19 protein-coding genes are annotated in these 16,571 nt (G+C 61.0%); 7 read left to right on the plus strand and 12 right to left on the minus strand.

Annotated elements, in window-relative coordinates; all coding sequences use genetic code 11:
* Positions 1–31 precede the first annotated feature (31 nt).
* The gene (locus BM160_RS00850) at positions 32–196 is read right to left on the minus strand and encodes a DUF1328 domain-containing protein (protein ID WP_091998900.1); all 165 of its coding nucleotides are present in this window, start codon (positions 194–196) and stop codon (positions 32–34) included.
* 210 nt (positions 197–406) lie between these two features.
* A complete protein-coding gene (locus BM160_RS00855) occupies positions 407–1,747 on the minus strand; it encodes a sensor histidine kinase (protein ID WP_255368505.1) in 1,341 nt (446 codons plus the stop codon).
* Between the two features lie 130 nt (positions 1,748–1,877).
* On the opposite strand from BM160_RS00855, the gene BM160_RS00860 reads away from it, so the two are divergent.
* Positions 1,878–2,510, plus strand: a complete 633-nt coding sequence (locus BM160_RS00860; protein ID WP_091998908.1) for a response regulator — start codon at positions 1,878–1,880, stop codon at positions 2,508–2,510.
* A 2-nt stretch (positions 2,511–2,512) separates the two neighbouring features.
* Here the strand turns inward: BM160_RS00860 and BM160_RS00865 are convergent, their stop codons facing one another.
* The 4 genes from BM160_RS00865 to gpmA all read right to left on the minus strand — a co-directional run bounded on the left by BM160_RS00865 (position 2,513) and on the right by gpmA (position 6,265).
* On the minus strand, positions 2,513–2,893 hold the full coding sequence (locus BM160_RS00865; RefSeq protein ID WP_091998911.1) for a response regulator: 381 nt from the start codon (positions 2,891–2,893) through the stop codon (positions 2,513–2,515).
* A gap of 153 nt (positions 2,894–3,046) precedes the next feature.
* Entirely contained in the window at positions 3,047–3,796 is a 750-nt protein-coding gene (locus BM160_RS00870) for a HesA/MoeB/ThiF family protein (protein ID WP_091998915.1), read from the minus strand.
* A gap of 101 nt (positions 3,797–3,897) precedes the next feature.
* A complete protein-coding gene (locus BM160_RS00875; protein WP_091998918.1) occupies positions 3,898–5,337 on the minus strand; it encodes a S41 family peptidase in 1,440 nt (479 codons plus the stop codon).
* A gap of 184 nt (positions 5,338–5,521) precedes the next feature.
* A complete protein-coding gene (gene gpmA / locus BM160_RS00880) occupies positions 5,522–6,265 on the minus strand; it encodes a 2,3-diphosphoglycerate-dependent phosphoglycerate mutase (protein WP_091998921.1) in 744 nt (247 codons plus the stop codon).
* Between the two features lie 120 nt (positions 6,266–6,385).
* On the opposite strand from gpmA, the gene BM160_RS00885 reads away from it, so the two are divergent.
* From BM160_RS00885 to BM160_RS00905, 5 genes are all read left to right on the plus strand, one after another.
* On the plus strand, positions 6,386–6,796 hold the full coding sequence (locus BM160_RS00885; RefSeq protein WP_091998926.1) for a rhodanese-like domain-containing protein: 411 nt from the start codon (positions 6,386–6,388) through the stop codon (positions 6,794–6,796).
* A gap of 107 nt (positions 6,797–6,903) precedes the next feature.
* Positions 6,904–7,173 carry a glutaredoxin 3 gene (grxC, locus tag BM160_RS00890; protein ID WP_091999403.1) on the plus strand — a complete coding sequence of 90 codons (270 nt, stop codon included), beginning with the start codon at positions 6,904–6,906 and terminating at the stop codon, positions 7,171–7,173.
* 135 nt (positions 7,174–7,308) lie between these two features.
* Positions 7,309–7,776, plus strand: a complete 468-nt coding sequence (gene secB / locus BM160_RS00895; protein WP_091998929.1) for a protein-export chaperone SecB — start codon at positions 7,309–7,311, stop codon at positions 7,774–7,776.
* 40 nt (positions 7,777–7,816) lie between these two features.
* Positions 7,817–8,836 (plus strand): NAD(P)H-dependent glycerol-3-phosphate dehydrogenase, encoded by a 1,020-nt coding sequence (locus BM160_RS00900; RefSeq protein WP_091998932.1) that lies wholly within the window; start codon positions 7,817–7,819, stop codon positions 8,834–8,836.
* Positions 8,837–9,005: 169 nt separating this feature from the next.
* Entirely contained in the window at positions 9,006–9,701 is a 696-nt protein-coding gene (locus BM160_RS00905; protein ID WP_091998935.1) for a hypothetical protein, read from the plus strand.
* A gap of 47 nt (positions 9,702–9,748) precedes the next feature.
* Here the strand turns inward: BM160_RS00905 and BM160_RS00910 are convergent, their stop codons facing one another.
* The 4 genes from BM160_RS00910 to argE all read right to left on the minus strand — a co-directional run bounded on the left by BM160_RS00910 (position 9,749) and on the right by argE (position 14,361).
* Positions 9,749–10,753, minus strand: coding sequence for an ornithine cyclodeaminase family protein (locus BM160_RS00910; RefSeq protein WP_091998938.1), 1,005 nt, complete (start codon positions 10,751–10,753; stop codon positions 9,749–9,751).
* Positions 10,750–11,754 (minus strand): threonine/serine dehydratase, encoded by a 1,005-nt coding sequence (locus tag BM160_RS00915; protein ID WP_091998940.1) that lies wholly within the window; start codon positions 11,752–11,754, stop codon positions 10,750–10,752. The genes BM160_RS00910 and BM160_RS00915 overlap by 4 nt, the downstream gene beginning before the upstream one ends.
* Before the next feature lie 36 nt (positions 11,755–11,790).
* Positions 11,791–13,077, minus strand: a complete 1,287-nt coding sequence (locus BM160_RS00920; RefSeq protein ID WP_091998942.1) for an MFS transporter — start codon at positions 13,075–13,077, stop codon at positions 11,791–11,793.
* Between the two features lie 90 nt (positions 13,078–13,167).
* Positions 13,168–14,361, minus strand: coding sequence for an acetylornithine deacetylase (gene argE, locus BM160_RS00925; RefSeq protein ID WP_255368508.1), 1,194 nt, complete (start codon positions 14,359–14,361; stop codon positions 13,168–13,170).
* Between the two features lie 46 nt (positions 14,362–14,407).
* Here argE and BM160_RS00930 point away from each other — a divergent pair, with 46 nt between their 5' ends.
* A complete protein-coding gene (locus tag BM160_RS00930) occupies positions 14,408–15,064 on the plus strand; it encodes a helix-turn-helix domain-containing protein (protein ID WP_255368509.1) in 657 nt (218 codons plus the stop codon).
* Positions 15,065–15,155: 91 nt separating this feature from the next.
* On the opposite strand, the gene BM160_RS00935 is transcribed toward BM160_RS00930, so the two are convergent.
* Together BM160_RS00935 and BM160_RS00940 are read right to left on the minus strand one after the other, a co-directional pair.
* The gene (locus BM160_RS00935) at positions 15,156–15,485 is read right to left on the minus strand and encodes a cupin domain-containing protein (RefSeq protein ID WP_091998949.1); all 330 of its coding nucleotides are present in this window, start codon (positions 15,483–15,485) and stop codon (positions 15,156–15,158) included.
* Between the two features lie 268 nt (positions 15,486–15,753).
* Positions 15,754–16,566, minus strand: coding sequence for an SRPBCC family protein (locus BM160_RS00940; RefSeq protein ID WP_177218869.1), 813 nt, complete (start codon positions 16,564–16,566; stop codon positions 15,754–15,756).
* Positions 16,567–16,571: the final 5 nt, after the last annotated feature.

Below are 16,571 nucleotides of genomic sequence, written 5' to 3' on the forward strand. Positions count from 1 at the left end.
AGGCCGGCAGGCAACTCGCTATCAAGGGCGCTCAGTTCTTTTTGAGCAAGCCCATGACAAAGCTGACGATGGCCATGATCGCGAAGATGAAGAAAAGAATTTTGGCGATCTCAACGGCACCGGCCGCAATACCGCCAAAGCCGAACACGGCGGCGATCAGTGCGACGATCAGAAAAACAACGGAATAGTGCAACATCTCAATCTCCTTGGTGGAAGCGCTAGCAGGGGCTTCTTTTTCGAGAGGCCTGCTGCCAGCTTAAGGAGCTTGTTGACTTTCCCTCATCGGCTGCGGGCTTGTGCCCCTGTCAGTTTCAGGGGGGAGGCACTGTAGGAGGCGGCTGACATTTTGTTACGTCACCTTGAGCTCATAGCTGGTGCTATGGTCCTGAATCAACGCTTCGGCGGTTCAACTGGACTTGGGCAGCACGGCCGCAATCTGCGTGCCGCTGCCCACGGTGCTGGTGACGGTCAGCCGGCCACCGGCCGCATCGACGCGGTGGCGCATGCCTGCCAGGCCGTGACTCGTTGGTCCTACGCTGTTCAGCTTGAAACCCTTGCCGTTGTCCTTGACCTCAACGCGGATGTAGCCCTCGAAGTTGTGCATGCTGATTTCTGCCTGGCTGGCTTGCGCATACTTGCCGATATTGGTCAGCGATTCCTGCACCAGTCGGTAAATGGTCAACTGGGCCGAGCCGCCGAGTTCGACCGGTTCCAGATCGGTCGTGATCAGCAATCCTGAGCGTTCCTCAAATTCCCGGGCCAAAATTTCAAGCGAAGCCATCAGCCCGAGGTGCGAGAGCGAAGAGGGGCGCAAGTCCTCGACAATCCGCCGCGCCAGGGCAATCCCGCTGTTCAGCGTGCCGGTCAGATGCACCAGGCGCTCGGCTGCCTCCGGTACGGTGCCTGCCAGGCGCGACTTCAGTCTGGCCACGTCCAGTTTGGCGGCGGTCAGGAGTGAGCCCAGTTCGTCGTGCAGTTCGCGTGCCAGGTGGCCGCGTTCATCCTCGCGTACGTTTTGCAAATGGGTCGCCAGCTTGGCCAGCGCGGCAGTGCGTTCCCGCACTTGCGTTTCCAGCAAGTCGCGCTCTCGCTGCAGCGTTTCCTGCTCGCGCAGGCCGGCGGCGAGCAAGGCCTTGGTTTGCAGAAGATACATGTAAAACGCCAGCAAACCGGCCAGGGCCATGGTGGCAATGCCGATGCGGGACAGCTGCAAAGTTTTTTTGATCTGGGTTTGTCCCAAGGCCATTTTGCTGCTGCTGGTGGCAGCCAGCTTGGCGGCTTGTGCACGGATGGCCTCCATTTGCTCCTTGCCGACATCTGTGGTCAGGACAAATTTCCAGGCGTCTTCATTGCCCTCTTTGCGCATGCGTACGCTCAGGTCCATTTCGGCCAGCTTGCGCGCGACATGTCGGGTCAAGACGCCAAATTCGGTGAGCTGCTCGGGGTAGGGGGTGAAAAGCTGGCGCAGGGTGTCCACATTCTGATCAATGTCTGCAGTGGCGGTGTTATAGGGCTCCAGATAGCGCGCATCGCCCGTCAACAGATAGCCGCGCTGTCCGGTTTCCGCGTCCAGCATGTGTTCCACCAGCGTATTGATGGCCACCCGGGTTTTTTGCGCCTCTTCGATGGTGGCAGTGGCCGCCGTGGATTGTCTGAAACTTGCCTCATTGATGAAAATAAGGATGGCTGCAGCCAACACGGCCAGGGGCAGGCTGATGGCCATTCTGGGTAGGGTAAATGGACTCATGGGGAACTCCGGTTAGCGCCAGGCTGGGCAACTCGTCAATAATGGGTGCTGGGAATCAATACAACTGTTTGGGTGGGCTGTTTTTCGCATTGCGTGGCCCGCTTGCACAGGCTTTAGGAAAGACTGCGACATGATAAAAATTGGAATTGTGGATGACCATGCCATTGTGCGATCGGGACTCAAGCAGTTCTTTTCGGATCAGGTCGATCTTCGCGTCGTCGGCGAGGCCGCCAGCGGCCGCGAGGCGATTGATCTGGTGCGCAATGTCGAGCTGGATATTTTGGTAATGGACCTGTCGATGCCGGGCCAGAGCGGTATTGATGCGCTAGCCATGATTCGCGCCAAGGCGCCCGATGTGGGCATTTTGATTTTGAGCGGCTACCCGGAAGAGCATTACGCGGTGAATTTGATTCGCCAGGGCGCCAGCGGCTACCTGAACAAGGAATGCGATCCGTCGGAAATTGTCGATGCCATTCGCGTGATTTCCCTGGGCAAGCGCTACATCACGCCTGCAGTGGCCGAACTGTTGGCGCAACAACTGAACCGCCCCAAGGATGTGGCTGCCCATGAACAGCTGTCCGAGCGGGAGTTTCAGGTCTTTCTGAAGTTGGCCAAAGGGGAAACGGCTGGCGATATTGCCAAGGCGCTGTCGCTGAGCGTGAAAACAGTCAGCACTTATCGAACCCGTGTTATGGAAAAGATGAGCCTTGCCTCCAACAGCGATCTCACCTACTACGCCCTCAAAAACGGGCTGATCGACTGATGTCAATTGGGATTGGCGCTCTGCAGAAGGCAGTAATCCACCAGCGCGTCAATTTCATTGGATTTGTCGAACACCGCATCAACGCCCAATTGGGCGCAGCGCTGACGGATATCTGACGTGGCATAGTTGCTGAGCACCACGACTTTTTGTCGGGCGGGGCGGCCTTTACAAGCGGCAATCACGCCCAAGCCACTGCCTTGCTTTAGAAACAGGTCAACGATGGCCAAATCCCATTCGTTGCGATTTTCGGTCAGCCAGGCCTTGCCATCATTTTCGGTGTCGGCACTGCCTACGGCGTGAACGCATGCCAGCTCCTCAAGCGTACCAATCAGATTTTCCCGAATGGTAGGGTTGTCTTCGATGATGTAAGTTTTCAGTCGCACTGCTCAGATCCGTGTGGGGGCGCGGTTTGCCGACGATGAGAAATAGCTCTCAATTCAGATCCGCCTAGTTTCTTAATGTATCTGGGCTTTGCAGCTTACTGTGCCAGCGGGTAAGGCCTGTGCTTGTAGGAATATTCCGATGTTGTGATTAATTTAAGGCGTGCCGCAGACTGTGCACCCAATATTGCGTGCCAGCTTCATTTCGTTCCACTCCATGCCGCGGCCGTCCAGCAGCAGCAGGCGCCCGGTCAGCGGCTGCCCGATACCGCACAGCAGCTTCAATGCCTCGGCTGCCTGCACGGTACCCACGATGCCGACCAGCGGGGCAAAGACGCCCATGGTGGCGCAGGCGGTTTCTTCCAGCGAGTCCGACTCCGGAAAAATGCAGGCGTAGCAAGGCGATTGCGCGTTGCGTGCGTCATAAACCGACACCTGTCCGTCAAAGCGGATGGCCGCCCCCGAAACCAGCGGCTTGCGGTTCCTGACGCAGGCGCGGTTTATGGCATGGCGGGTGGCAAAGTTGTCGGTGCAGTCGAGTACCAGGTCGGCCTCCTGCACCAGTTTGTCAAGCAAGGTGTCATCAGCCCGCTCGGTGACGGGGATGACTTTCACGTCGGGGTTGATGGCGGCGACTGACTGACGCACCGATTCGGCCTTGAATTCACCGATGCGCGCCAGATTGTGGGCGATCTGCCGCTGCAAGTTGGTGGCGTCCACCCGATCATGGTCGACGATGGTGATGCGGCCTACGCCTGCACTGCCCAGGTACAGGGCGACCGGAGAGCCCAGGCCGCCGGCGCCGATGATGAGCGCGTGAGAAGCCAGCAGTTTTTCCTGGCCTTCGATACCGATCTCGTCGAGCAGGATATGGCGGGAATAGCGGAGCAGCTGTTCGTCGTTCATGAGGTAAAGCGGCTCAAGGCAAATCCATGACCGCCCCACGGCTGTGTACAGGCCGATGCGAGGGTCACGGAGGTGGATGGGCCGTCAGCCCGCTTCGGTTTTTAGTTTTCTTTTTTCTCGTTCTTGGGCTCGACCACGGCGGTCTTGCTGACCAGAACGGGGCGACCCTTGAGCTGATTGATGGCTTGCGCCAGCGGGAAGTCCTTGTCACTGCCAAGTTCCGGTGGCCGACGCAGCTCAGGCGTTTTTTTGGCTTCTTCTTCCAGCCGCTTCAGTGCTTCTTCTCGGGCTTTTTCCCGGCCAGCATCCTTGACCTCCGCACCTTGACCGCTATTGAGGTGTTTATCAAGGTCGGCTTCCCGGGTGCGCAACGCGGCAAACGGACTGCCTTCGGCGGTTTCGTCGACCATCACATCGGGCACAATGCCGCGCGCCTGGATCGATTTCCCGCTGGGGGTGTAGTAGCGCGCGGTGGTCAGCTTGATGCCGGTGTCGGGACCTAGCGGACGAACGGTTTGCACCGAGCCCTTGCCAAAGGTCTGATTGCCCATGACGGTGGCGCGTTTGTGGTCTTGCAGGGCGCCGGCCACGATTTCGCTGGCAGAGGCCGAACCTTCATTGACCAGTACCACCAGCGGCACCGTCTTGAGCGCTGCGGGCAGGCCCTTGAGCGGGTCGGTACCACTGCGGAGTTGGTAGAACTCGGGCGAAGCTTTATAGGTGAATTTGCTTTCGGCCAGCTGGCCGTTGGTGGAGACCACGGTCACGTTTTCGGGCAGGAAGGCCGCTGATACGGCAACGGCGGCATTGAGCAAGCCGCCCGGGTCGTTGCGCAGGTCCAGCACCAGACCCTTGAGGTTGGGCTCCTGCTTATAGATTTGTTCCATTTTGGTGACGAAGTCGCCTACCGTGCGTTCCTGGAACTGACTCAGGCGAATCCAGGCGTAGCCGGGCTCTATCACCTTACCGCGCACTGACTGGGTGCGAATCTCTTCGCGAACAATCGTGACCGGAAAGGTGCGGTTTTCATCCTTGCGGAAAATTGTCAGCAGCACCTTGGTTTTGGGCTCGCCGCGCATTTTCTTGACCGCTTCGTTCAGGCTCAGGCCCTTGACGGCGGTGTCATCGATGCGGGTAATCAGATCGTTGGGCTTGAGGCCGGCGCGATCGGCGGGTGAGCCTTCGATCGGTGACACCACCTTGACCAACCCGTCTTCCTGGGTGATCTCGATACCGACGCCGACAAAGCGACCGGAGGTGCCTTCCCGGAATTCCTTGTACGACTTCTTGTCGAAGTAGACCGAATGCGGATCCAGGCTGGAAACCATGCCCGAAATGGCGTCGGTAATCAGTTTCTTTTCGTCAACCGGCTCGACATAGTCGGTCTTGACCATGCCGAAAACGGCTGCGAGCTGTTGTAGCTCTTCCAGCGGCAAGGGCGCAAGACCGCCGCGCGCGACAGCTTGTAGTTGCACGGTGGCGAGAGCTCCCGCCATGGCACCGATTGAAATCCAGCCTGCTGCCTTGAGCTTTTGACCCATAAAAATACCTTCGTAAGCCTGTTAAGGAGCCCTTGCTCCTTCGTATCTGGAGCAATATACACCTTGGAGAATAGCCCCGCGACACAGTTCCGTCGCCAGCGCTGTGTGAGCGCCGCAAATGTGTCGTGAGCGCCGATATTTACAGGATTTTTACAAAAAACGACGCCAAAACGCCGGCCTGCAATCAGGCTTTGCCCTGTGCTCCCACGGCCGCTGCGGCTTTTGCCGCCGCTTCGGCGTCGCCCAGGTAGTAGCTGCGCAGCGGCTGGAGGTCTGCATCCAGCTCATACACCAGCGGAATACCGTTGGGGATGTTGAGGCCGACGATGTCGCTGTCCGAGACCTTGTCCAGGTATTTCACCAGCGCGCGTATGGAGTTCCCGTGCGCCGCCACCACGACGCGTTTGCCGAGCTTGATGGCCGGTGCGATGGATTCGTTCCAGAAGGGCAGCACGCGTGCCACGGTGTCTTGCAAGCACTCGGTCAGAGGGAGCTGCTCGGGCGTCAGCTTGGCATAGCGCCGGTCGCCGCGCTCGCAGCGTTCGTCGTTGGCGTCCAGCGGCGGTGGCGGCGTGTCGTAGCTGCGGCGCCAGACCAGTACTTGCTCGTCGCCGTATTTTTTGGCGGTTTCAGCCTTGTTCAGCCCCTGCAGGGCACCGTAATGCCGTTCGTTGAGTCGCCAGCTGTGCACCACGGGCAGCCAGGTGCGGTCCATCTCGTCGAGCGTGTGCCAGAGCGTGCGGGTGGCGCGCTTGAGCACGCTGGTATAGGCCAGATCGAAGTCATAGCCTTCTTCCTTGAGCAGTTTGCCGGCATTTTTGGCCTGGGCAATGCCGGTTTCGGTCAGATCGACGTCGGTCCAGCCGGTAAAGCGGTTTTCAAGATTCCAGGTCGATTCGCCGTGGCGTATGAGCACAAGTTTGAACATGGTGTGGGGCGTTTGAGAGAAATTGGGTGGAAGTGGGAAGGGCTAAAAAATCGCTTATCAAGCGCTGACTGCCTACATTCTAAAATCAGCGCTTGGTTGCAAAACATACAAAGGTTTAAAGTGAAATTTCTGATCGACAACTGGATGCTGATTTCGATAGCGCTCGCCTCGGGTGGCATGCTGGTTTGGCCCATGATTTCAAGCGGTATGAATGCGGGCGCCCTGACGCCCAGCGGGGCCGTGCAGCTGATCAACCGTGAAAAAGCCGTGGTGGTGGATGTGTGTGATGAGGGGGAATTCGCCGCCGGTCACCTCACAGGCGCTAAAAACGTGCCGCTCAATGAGCTGGAAGCGAAACTGCCGGGCGTGGTGAAAAACAAGACCCTGCCGCTGATTCTGGTTTGCGCCAGTGGCGCGCGCTCCAGCCGCGCGGTGGCGATTGCCAAAAAACTTGGTTACGAGCAAGCCCAATCGCTGGGCGGCGGACTCAAAGCCTGGAAAGAAGCTAATCTTCCCATCGAGAAGGCCTGAAAAGGCCTGACGTCGAGTCACCCGACGGAGCGTTGTTGAACAGCGTTTCGGCGGGTTCTGACCTTTCAATACCCTGCCGGCGCTTGTCGGCACGACCCGAAGAGACCATGCAAACCGTCAAGATTTACACCACTGGCACCTGCCCTTACTGCATTCATGCCAAACAGCTGCTGAAGGCACGCGGCGTCACCGAAGTTGATGAAATCCGTGTGGATATGGTGACGGGAGAGCGCCAGAAAATGATGGAAATCACCGGAAGACGCACGGTGCCGCAGATTTTCATCGGCGACACCCATGTTGGCGGTTGTGATGATCTGGTGGCGCTCGATGGCCGGGGTGGCCTGCTGCCCTTGCTGAACGCGCAAGCCACGACCTGAACCGGCGCCTGAGAAGGGGCTGTGGCCCTGAGATAATGCGCCTCAGCCTGCCTGCCATTTGGCGGCAATGTGCCAGTACATGCCGCAGGCTTTGCTTTACTTTTCGATTTTTTAGCACCCTGACGAAAGAACACCATGGCTGAAGCCAATCTTGATCCCGTATTCCAGATCCAGCGCGTTTACCTCAAGGACGTGTCGCTGGAGCAACCCAATTCGCCGGAAATCCTGCTGAACCAGGAGCAGCCAGGCGTGGATATTCAGTTGGGTGTGGATGCCGCCCCGGTTGCCGACGGCCTGTTTGAAGTCAGCGTCACGGCCACTGTGCACACCAAGATTGGCGACAAGACGGTGTTTCTGGTGGAAGCCAAGCAAGCCGGAATTTTTGAAATCCGCAACATCCAGGCCGAGCAGATGGGCGCTCTCTTGGGCATTGCCTGCCCGCAAATCGTTTACCCCTACCTGCGCAGCAATGTGGCCGACGTGATTCAGCGCGGCGGTTTCCCGCCCGTGCACCTGGCCGAAATCAATTTCCAGGCCATGTACGAGCAGCAGCAACAGGCGGAGGCAGCTGCTGCGCCGGCCGCACCGCAAATCATCGTCTGATGCGTCGTCCCGGGTATTCCGGGCGAACCGGTTTGCCGTCATGAACATACTGATTATTGGCGCGGGCGCCTTTGGCACGGCACTCGCCGTCAACAGCGCGCCGCGGCATCAAGTCACGCTGTGGGCCCGCGATGCGGCGCTGATCAAGGCGCTGAAAACAGAGCGGACCAACAGCCGCTACCTGCCTGGCGTCGCGCTGCCGGATCGCCTGCTGCTGCAGGGCGGTGAAGCTTCGTTTGCCCAAGCCCTGGCCGGGCAGGATCTCGTCATCATGGCCACGCCGGTTTCTGCGGCGCGGACCATGCTGCAAAGCCTGCAGCACGCCGCTGTGCCGGTCGCCTGGCTGAGCAAGGGCTTTGAGGCCCCGGTCGCCTCGTCTACCCCCAATTCAGCATCTTTTGGCCTGATGGTCCATGAGGTACGGGCGCAGGTAGCTATCAATTTGAGAGCGGGCGTGCTGAGCGGCCCGAGCTTCGCACTCGAAGTGGCGCGTGGCCAGCCGACCGCGCTGGTCGCCGCCAGCGAGCATGCCGAGGTGCGCGATGCGCTGGTCGCCGCTTTTCACAATGCCAGCCTGCGCGTCTATGCCAATGACGACATCGTCGGCGTCGAAGTCGGCGGCGCCGTCAAGAACGTGCTGGCGATTGCCACCGGCCTGTGTGACGGCCTGCAACTCGGACTGAACGCCCGTGCCGCGCTGATCACGCGCGGCCTGGCCGAAATGACCCGTCTGGGCGTGGCGCTGGGCGCTCGTGCCGAAACCTTTACCGGCCTGTCCGGTCTGGGTGATCTGGTGCTGACCGCCACCGGCGATCTGAGCCGCAATCGCAAGGTCGGTTTGTTGCTGGCCCAGGGCAAGACGCTGGCCGAGGCGGTCGAGTCGCTGGGTCATGTGGCCGAGGGCGTTTATTGCGCCCGCACGGTGGCGCAACGCGCTGCCAGCCTGGGCGTGGACATGCCTATTGCGCAAAGCGTGGTAGCGCTGCTCGATGGGCGGCTAAGGCCGGACCAGGCGGTGGCCCTGCTGATGGGCCGCGGCCCCACCGCCGAGCTGAGCTAGCCTCGGCGGCTGGCTGGCTGGCTGGCGGCCGCCGCAAGGTCTTTTTCTTGGGCCCAGAGGCAGCGTTGCGGAACTCCGTGGCGCTGGGCCTATTCAAAGGCAGACTGGCCGCTGCTGATCGCCTTGACACTCTGCCAGTCCTTTTCATCAAGGCCTGAGGAGCAAAAACATGAAGAATAGGCATCCAGCAGAGGCATTTTCAGCATTTCCACGGCTCGTGATACTGGCCGGTATGCTGGCTTTGAGTGCTTGCGCACAAACCCCCTCTGGCGGTGCGGGAGGTGTCAGCAGCATGTCATTTTTCGTCACCAGCGGCAATCCTGGCAAAGGCGCCGATCTTGGAGGCCTGAGCGGCGCTGACCAATATTGCCAGCAGCTCGCCAGCAGCGTCGGGGCGGGCAGCCGAACCTGGCATGCCTACCTGAGCAATAGCGCCATGGATGGTGCTCCCGCCGTCAATGCGCGCGACCGCATTGGCCGCGGCCCCTGGAGAAATGCCAAGGGCGAGGTGATTGCCAACAATGTGGACGAACTGCATGGCGACAACAACCTCAACAAGCAAACCGCCTTGACCGAAACCGGCGAGCTCGTCCCTGGCCGCAGCGACCCCGTCAACACCCATGACATCCTGACCGGCTCGCAGGCCAATGGCCGCGCTTTTGCGGGCGACAAGGACATGACCTGCGGCAACTGGACCAAGAGCGGCGAGGGCTCGGCCATGGTCGGCCACCATGATCGTCAAGGCCTGCGCGACGATGCCGAATCCAAATCATGGAACGCCTCGCATCCCACAAAGGCCTGCGACATGGAGTCGCTGAAAAGCACGGGCGGCGCCGGACGGCTTTACTGTTTTGCGGTGAATTGAGTGGCGCTGCGGCTGGCGCTTGGGCCAGCCCGCGCCTCTAGGCCTGCTTAGGGCTTGATCCAGGTGCCGCTTTGCTGCTCGCGGGCACGCTGGTACAGCCAGCGGGCCGCCGCCACGTCTTCCAGCGCCATGCCCAGCGACTTGAACAGGGTGATTTCCGCCGAGCGTGTGCGGCCGGGATGACGTCGGATCTGCAACTCGCCGATTTCAGCCAGCAGGCTGTCGGGCGTGACAAAACCGGCGTGCGCCGCATTCTGATAGTCGCCGGATTCGTTGAGGGTGGATTCGCGGCGATCGACAAACAGCGAGGCCTGACCCATCAGCGCCGGCTCGATCTCGCAGTGCGAGGGCGTGCTGGAGCCGACCGCATTGATGTGGGCGCCCGGTGCGATCCAGTCGCGCCGCAGTATGGGCTCGCGGGCGCTGGTGACGGTGACGATGATGTCGGCATCGCGCACCGCCGCCTCAACCGATGCCACCGCTTCCAGTTCAAATTCATAAGCCGGCTGCTGCGCCGCGACGAAAGCCTGGGCGCTGGCCAGGCTGCGGCCAACCACCTTGACCGAGCTGAGCGGCCGCACCGCCGCCATCGCCTGCAACTGCCAGTGCGCCTGGTGGCCGCAGCCTATCAGCGCCAGGCGGTGCGCCTCGGGCTGGGCCAGCAGGCGGGTCGCCAGACCGCTCATGGCCGCCGTGCGCAGGCCGGTGATCTCGGCGGCGTTCATGACGGCCAGCAGGGCGCCGGTCTCACCGCTGAAAAGCAGCACGCAGCCCTGATGGGGATCCAGGCCGATGGCGCTGTTGGAGGGGAAAAAACCGCCGGTTTTGGCGCCGTAAACCGGGTCACTGCCGCCGATATAGGCCGGCATCAGGCCGAGCAGACCCTTGGCATCGGGCGGGCGAACAATCTGCCGCAGCGGCTGGTGAACCTCGCCGCGCGCCAGCGCTGCCATGGCCTCGGCCATCACCTCTATGCAGTCGGCCACGCTCAGCAGGCGGGCCACATCCTGCTGGGACAGAAACAGGACAGAGGGCAGGCTGGCCGTGCTCATGCCAGGGCGCGGGCCGCGTCGAGATGGCGCGTCAGCGTGGCCAGATCGGTGTTGGTGCCGCACAGCAGCACGCCGACGCGCTTGCCTTCCAGCTCGGAGCGCAGCGGCCCCAGCAGCGCTGCCGTGGCGGTGGCGCAGGCCGGCTCGGGCGAGAGCTTGAGTTCCTCAAACAAAACGAGCATGGCGCGCCGGATCTGGTCGTCGGACACAGTCACCAGCTGGTCTATATTCTGGCGGCACAGCTCATAGCTGTAGGCTTCGGTGTGCGGCGCCATCAGGCTGTCGGCAATGCCTTGCAGTGGCCCCAGCTTGAGGGGGTGGCCGGCCCGGAAGCTTTGCCCCATGCCGTCGGCACCTTCCGGCTCCACGCCATAGACCTTGCAATGGGGTTGCAGCAGCTTGAAGGCTGCCGACACGCCGGCCGCGAGGCCACCGCCGCCAATCGGGATGATTACCGCGTCCAGGTCAGGGGCTTGCGTGGCCCACTCCAGCCCCAGCGTGGCCGTGCCCAGCACCGTGCGGTAGCCATTGAAGGGATGGACAAAAAAGCGGCCTTCCTCTTGCTCGATCTGGCGCACTTTCTCGAAGGCCTCGGGGCCGTTGTCGGCCATCACCACTTCGGCGCCGTACTGCCGGCATAGCGCCACGCGAAAGGGGCTGGCGGTCTTGATCATCACGACCTTGGCGCTGATGCCGAACTTCATCGCCGCATAGGCCACGGCCACGGCATGGTTGCCGGCGCTGACGCAGGTCACGCCGGCCTGACGCTGGGCTTCGCTCAGGGCCAGCAGGTTGGAAAAGGCGCCGCGCGCCTTGAAGGTGCCGCTGGCCTGCAACAGTTCGAACTTGAAGTTGATCCGCGTATCGACCAGTGTGGACAGCTCGTTCTTGTCCAGCACTGGGGTGCTGAAGACATAGGGGCGCAGGGCCGCGTCGAGTTCGCGGATGGCGTCCAGCGTTGGCGCAGGCTGGCCGTCAATCAAAGTGGAGGCAGTAGACATGTCAGGATTTCGAAAGGGAAGTTGGGGTGTAGTGGCTTACTTGAAACCCAAACGCTTGCGGGTGAACAGCAGCGCGGTAATGCTGATGATGGCCGCAAAAATCAGGTAGTAGCTGGGCGACAGCTTGTCGTTGGTCACGCTGATCAGCCAGGTCAGGATGAAGGGCGCGAAGCCACCGAAAATCGTCACCGCGGTGTTGTAGCTCAGGGACAAGCCGGTGGTGCGGGTCTGGGTCGGGAAGATTTCCGACAGGATGGCTGGCACCGGGGCAAAGTAGGCGGTCATCAGGCAGCCAAAAATGATCTGCACCATGAGCAGCGTGCCAAAGCTGGGCTGGCGGACCAGCAGCGCAAACATCGGGTAAATCGCCAGCAGCAAGAGCACGGCGGCGATCAGCATGATGCGCACCCGGCCAAAACGGTCCGACAGATGGCCGACAACGGGCGCCAAAAACATCTGGATCACGCCCACCATCATGGTGGCGGTGAACACCACCGAGGCCGGAAGGCCCAACTGCTTGACGCCATAGACCGGCATGAACAGCACCAGGTAGGTCGATACGGTGCCCAGGATCACGATGCCTATGGCCAGCAGCAGGCGCTCCTTTTGGTGGCTTAGCGTGTCGCGAATTGGCGTGCTGGTGGCCTTGATGCTGGTGAACTCCGCGCTTTCATCCACATTGCGCCGAATGTAATAAGCCACCGGGCCTATCAGCAGGCCGAAGATGAAGGGAATGCGCCAGCCCCAGCCCAGCATCTGTTCCGGCGTCAGAGTGCTGGTCAGCACCGCGCCAAAGCCGGCAGCCAGCACCGTGGTCAGGCCCTGGCTGGCAACTTGCCAGCTGGAGAAAAAGCCGCGCCGCTTGGGCGCATGCTCGGCCAAAAAGGCCGTGGCACTGCCGAACTCGCCGCCGGCCGAGAAGCCCTGGATCATGCGCGCCACCACCAGCACGGCGGGTGCCAGCAGGCCAATGCTGCTGTAGGTGGGGACCAGGCAGATCATCAGGGTGCCCAGAAACATCAGGGCGATGGAGAGTGTCAGCGCGGCCTTGCGACCGACGCGGTCGGCATAGGCGCCAATCACGATGGCGCCCAGCGGCCGCATGAAAAAGGACACGCCAAAGGTGCCCAGGGTCAGCATCAGGGAGATGGTGTCGTCGCCGGATGGAAAGAACAGCTTGGAGATGGTGGCGGCAAAAAAGCCATAGACCACCAGGTCAAACCATTCCAGCGCATTGCCTATGGAGGCCGAGATGACCGGGCGCCAGGGCGGTGAATCGACTTTGGCGGTGCTGCCTGGTGAGGCGACTTGATCTCGGGCCATGGAATGCTCCTGTGCTTTTGTGTTGAACAAAGGGTTTGAAAACTCAAGCGGACAGGCCGGTGCAATCACCGGCCCGGCGAACGGGGTTGCTCAGCTGGCCTGTGCCAGGCTCTGGATCAGCTTGCGCATGAATGATTCGCACTGGGACAGCTGCTCCAGCGTGACATATTCATTGGCCTTGTGGGCCTGCTCGATACTGCCCGGTCCGCAGACCACGGACGGAATGCCCAGGGCCTGGAACAGGCCGGCCTCGGTGCCGTAGGCCACCTTGCGGATCGCCTGATCGTGTGTGAGAGCGCGCACCAGCTGCGTGATGGCGGCCTGCTCGGAAGCGTCGAAAGTAGGCGCGCTGGCCAGCAACTCAAAGTCGATGTTGGCGTTGGCGTGTTCTTTTTTCATGCGCGGCAGCAGGGTGTTGGCCGCGTAGTCCTTGATGCGGGCGATGATGGGCCCGGTGTCCACGCCCGGCAGGTTGCGGTATTCAAAGCTGAACTCGCAATTGGCCGGAATGGTGTTGATCGCATTGCCGCCGCTGATGATGCTGGTCTGCAGCGTGGTGAAAGGGACGTCAAAAGCCTCGTCGAACGGGCCGTCGGCGCGGAACTGGTCGGCCTGGTCGCGGATGAAGCAGATCAGTCTGGCCGCGTATTCAATGGCGTTCAGGCCTTGCGGCGTGAGCGAGGAATGCGCCGCATGGCCGTGCACGCGGCAGCGGTAGGCGTTGATGCCCTTGTGCGCTACGATCACCCGCATGTCGGTCGGCTCGCCGACGATGCAGCCGCTGGCTGTGATGCCGCGCGCTTTCAGGTCGGCCAGCATATAGGGAGCACCGACGCAGCCCAACTCCTCGTCGCACGAGAACGCAAAATGAACCGGCTGTTTGAGTTTGGCGGCCTTCATTTCCGGCAGCAGCGTCAGCGCCACGCCGATAAAACCTTTCATGTCGCAGGTGCCGCGGCCGAACAGCTTGCCGTCGCGGATTTCCGGACTGAAGGGATCGCTGTCCCAGGTCTGGCCCTTGACCGGCACCACGTCGGTGTGGCCGGACAGCACGATGCCGCCCTGGGTTGTGCCGTCGGCCGCCGGCAGGGTGGCAAACAGATTGGCTTTTTTGCCGCTGGGATCGTAGGTCAGCGTGGAGCTCAGGCCGTGCGTCTGCAGGTAGTCCCTGACGGTTTCGATCAGGCCCAGATTGGACTGAAAGCTGGTGGTGTCAAAGCGGATCAGGCGCTCAATCCAGGGAAGGGACAGCGGGCCGGCTGTGTAAGCTTCAGATAGATTCATATAAATTATCATATACGAAAATTTTCAGATATGAAATACTGCTCTTATGACCGCTGACCCTGCTGAACCCCTGCCCGTGGCCTCTTCTATCGTGCTGGACAAGGCCGAGTTGGGCGCGCGTTTGCGCAGCGCCCGGCAGGCGCAGCAACTGACCCTGGCCGAGCTGGCCCGGCTGTCGCGGGTGTCGGTGGCCTCGATTTCCAAGGCCGAGCGCGGCCTGCTGGCGCTCAGCTACGAGAAATTCGCGGCCCTGGCGGCGGCCTTGCAACTGGATTTGTCAACGCTGTTTGGCCGCCAGCCGGCGGAGAGTGTGAGCGGCCATGCCGTGGTGACGCGGCGCCACGATGTGGTCGCCTACCACTCCGAGCGTTACCTCTACGGCATGCTGGCGACCCAGGTCGTGTCCAAGAAGATGACGCCCATGATTGGTCGCGTCGACGCCAGCACCGTACTCAAGCCGGGTGAGTTCAGCCGCCATCCGGGGGAGGAGTTCATCTTTGTGCTGGAGGGCACGCTGGAAATGCATTTCGCCGACGGCCGTCTGGAGCGGCTGGAAAAGCATGACAGCATTTATTTCGACAGCAATCTGGGCCACCTGTATGTGAACGGTGGCGAGCGGGGAGCGCAAATCCTGGTCGTGGTGTGCGGCCAGGCGCAGGACGCTGGTGCTCGCGAGGGTGAAGGCGTGCTATCGAATCAGTAGCTTCAAGCGAGCGACCTGTCTGTGCTAAAGGCCTGAATGATGCCTTAACTTCGGGCGCCAGGCAGGTCTGTCCCGGCGCCTCCTTCCCTGCTTACTTGCGCAACACCAGCGTGACCAGCACCGAGGAATCGCGCACCGCCGTCAAGCCATGCGCGATACCGCCGGCCAGGTACAGCAACTGGCCGGCCTGCATCAGCTGCGTTTGGCCGTGGGCGGTGAATTCAAATTCGCCTTCCAGGCACTGCACCGTGATCTCGCCCTTGACCTGGTGCGAGGGCACGCTTTTGCCGGCCGGCACGATCAGCCGCATGACCTCCAGATCGTCTGTTTTGAACAGGGCAACGGTTCGGGCTTCGGTGAGCTTGTCGACCAGGGGGTAGACGGCAATCAGTTGCCCTGATGCGGCGTGTGGAAGGGCCATGTTGGAACTCCATAAGGCGGCGTGCCTGAGGAGCTTTATACCCCAAGGGTAAAAAGCCGGGCAAGCAGGCTGACGCGCCTCGATGCAGCTGGCGTGCCGCGCATTTTCAAGCTAAATTGGCCTCTAGCCCAGCAGGAGCATGCGCTGACAGCTATGAAAACAGGAGTGTTCCTGCGCCGCCTCAAGTTTCCAGCTTGTCAATCAGGCGCGTGTGACCCCGCTTGGCGGCACCCGCTCCACGTTCAGTGCGACGGCCAGACAACAACAGTCAGCGAGGTCGACCAAATAGGCCGCTGATAGAAAACTTGATCTGTGACCACAAAGCCTTCAGACCAATACTCAACATATTGAGCTCTTGCTGGGGCTTGGGTTTGGGCGCCTTTGTCGTAGCGTTTCCAGCTTGAAATCGCAAAAGCATCTCCTGCGTCGATGCCATGACCGATTGGGCCTGGCCCAAGACGGCTTGTGCCTGGTAGAGCAGCGTTTGTGCGTCCAGCGCCTGCCCGCCAGATGCTAGCGGCGGCATGGCGAAATTGGCAGGAGGCGGCGCAATGGCGGCACCCACCGGGTTCGGCGGCACGGAGGCATTGGAAACTGCTGCGTGCGTGGCCGCGGGATTGGGTAAGTCGTCTTGTGACAGTGAATCTGCCAGATTGCTCTCAAACTGCTTGAGGATGTGGGATGCCACCTCTGCGATCATCCCGCTGCCTCGCCCATATTGCGCTACCGCACCGGAAAGCTGCAGTTGGGTGGTTACCGTGACCGCCGTGCCGCTGCCTTCCGGCTTGAGCGCAAAGCTGAACTCGGACTGAGCCGCTCCGCGCCCTTTGGGATCCAGTCCCGAACCCTTTAGCCACGCAATGTGATTTGCGTCGTCTTTTTTGACGAGTTCGGCTTGCCCGTCAAAAGCGAGTTTGATGGGCCCCAACTTTACGGATACAGATCCACGGTATTTATCCGGGCCCAGAATTTCGGTTAGCTTGGCACCAGGCAGACACGGCATGATGCGCGGGACGTCGAGCATCAGCTTCCAGGCATCTTCCAAGGGCAATGGAACGAAAAAATGATTGCTGAACTCCATGGAGT

Source organism: Polaromonas sp. OV174 (genome assembly GCF_900112285.1).
GTDB lineage: Bacteria > Pseudomonadota > Gammaproteobacteria > Burkholderiales > Burkholderiaceae_C > Polaromonas.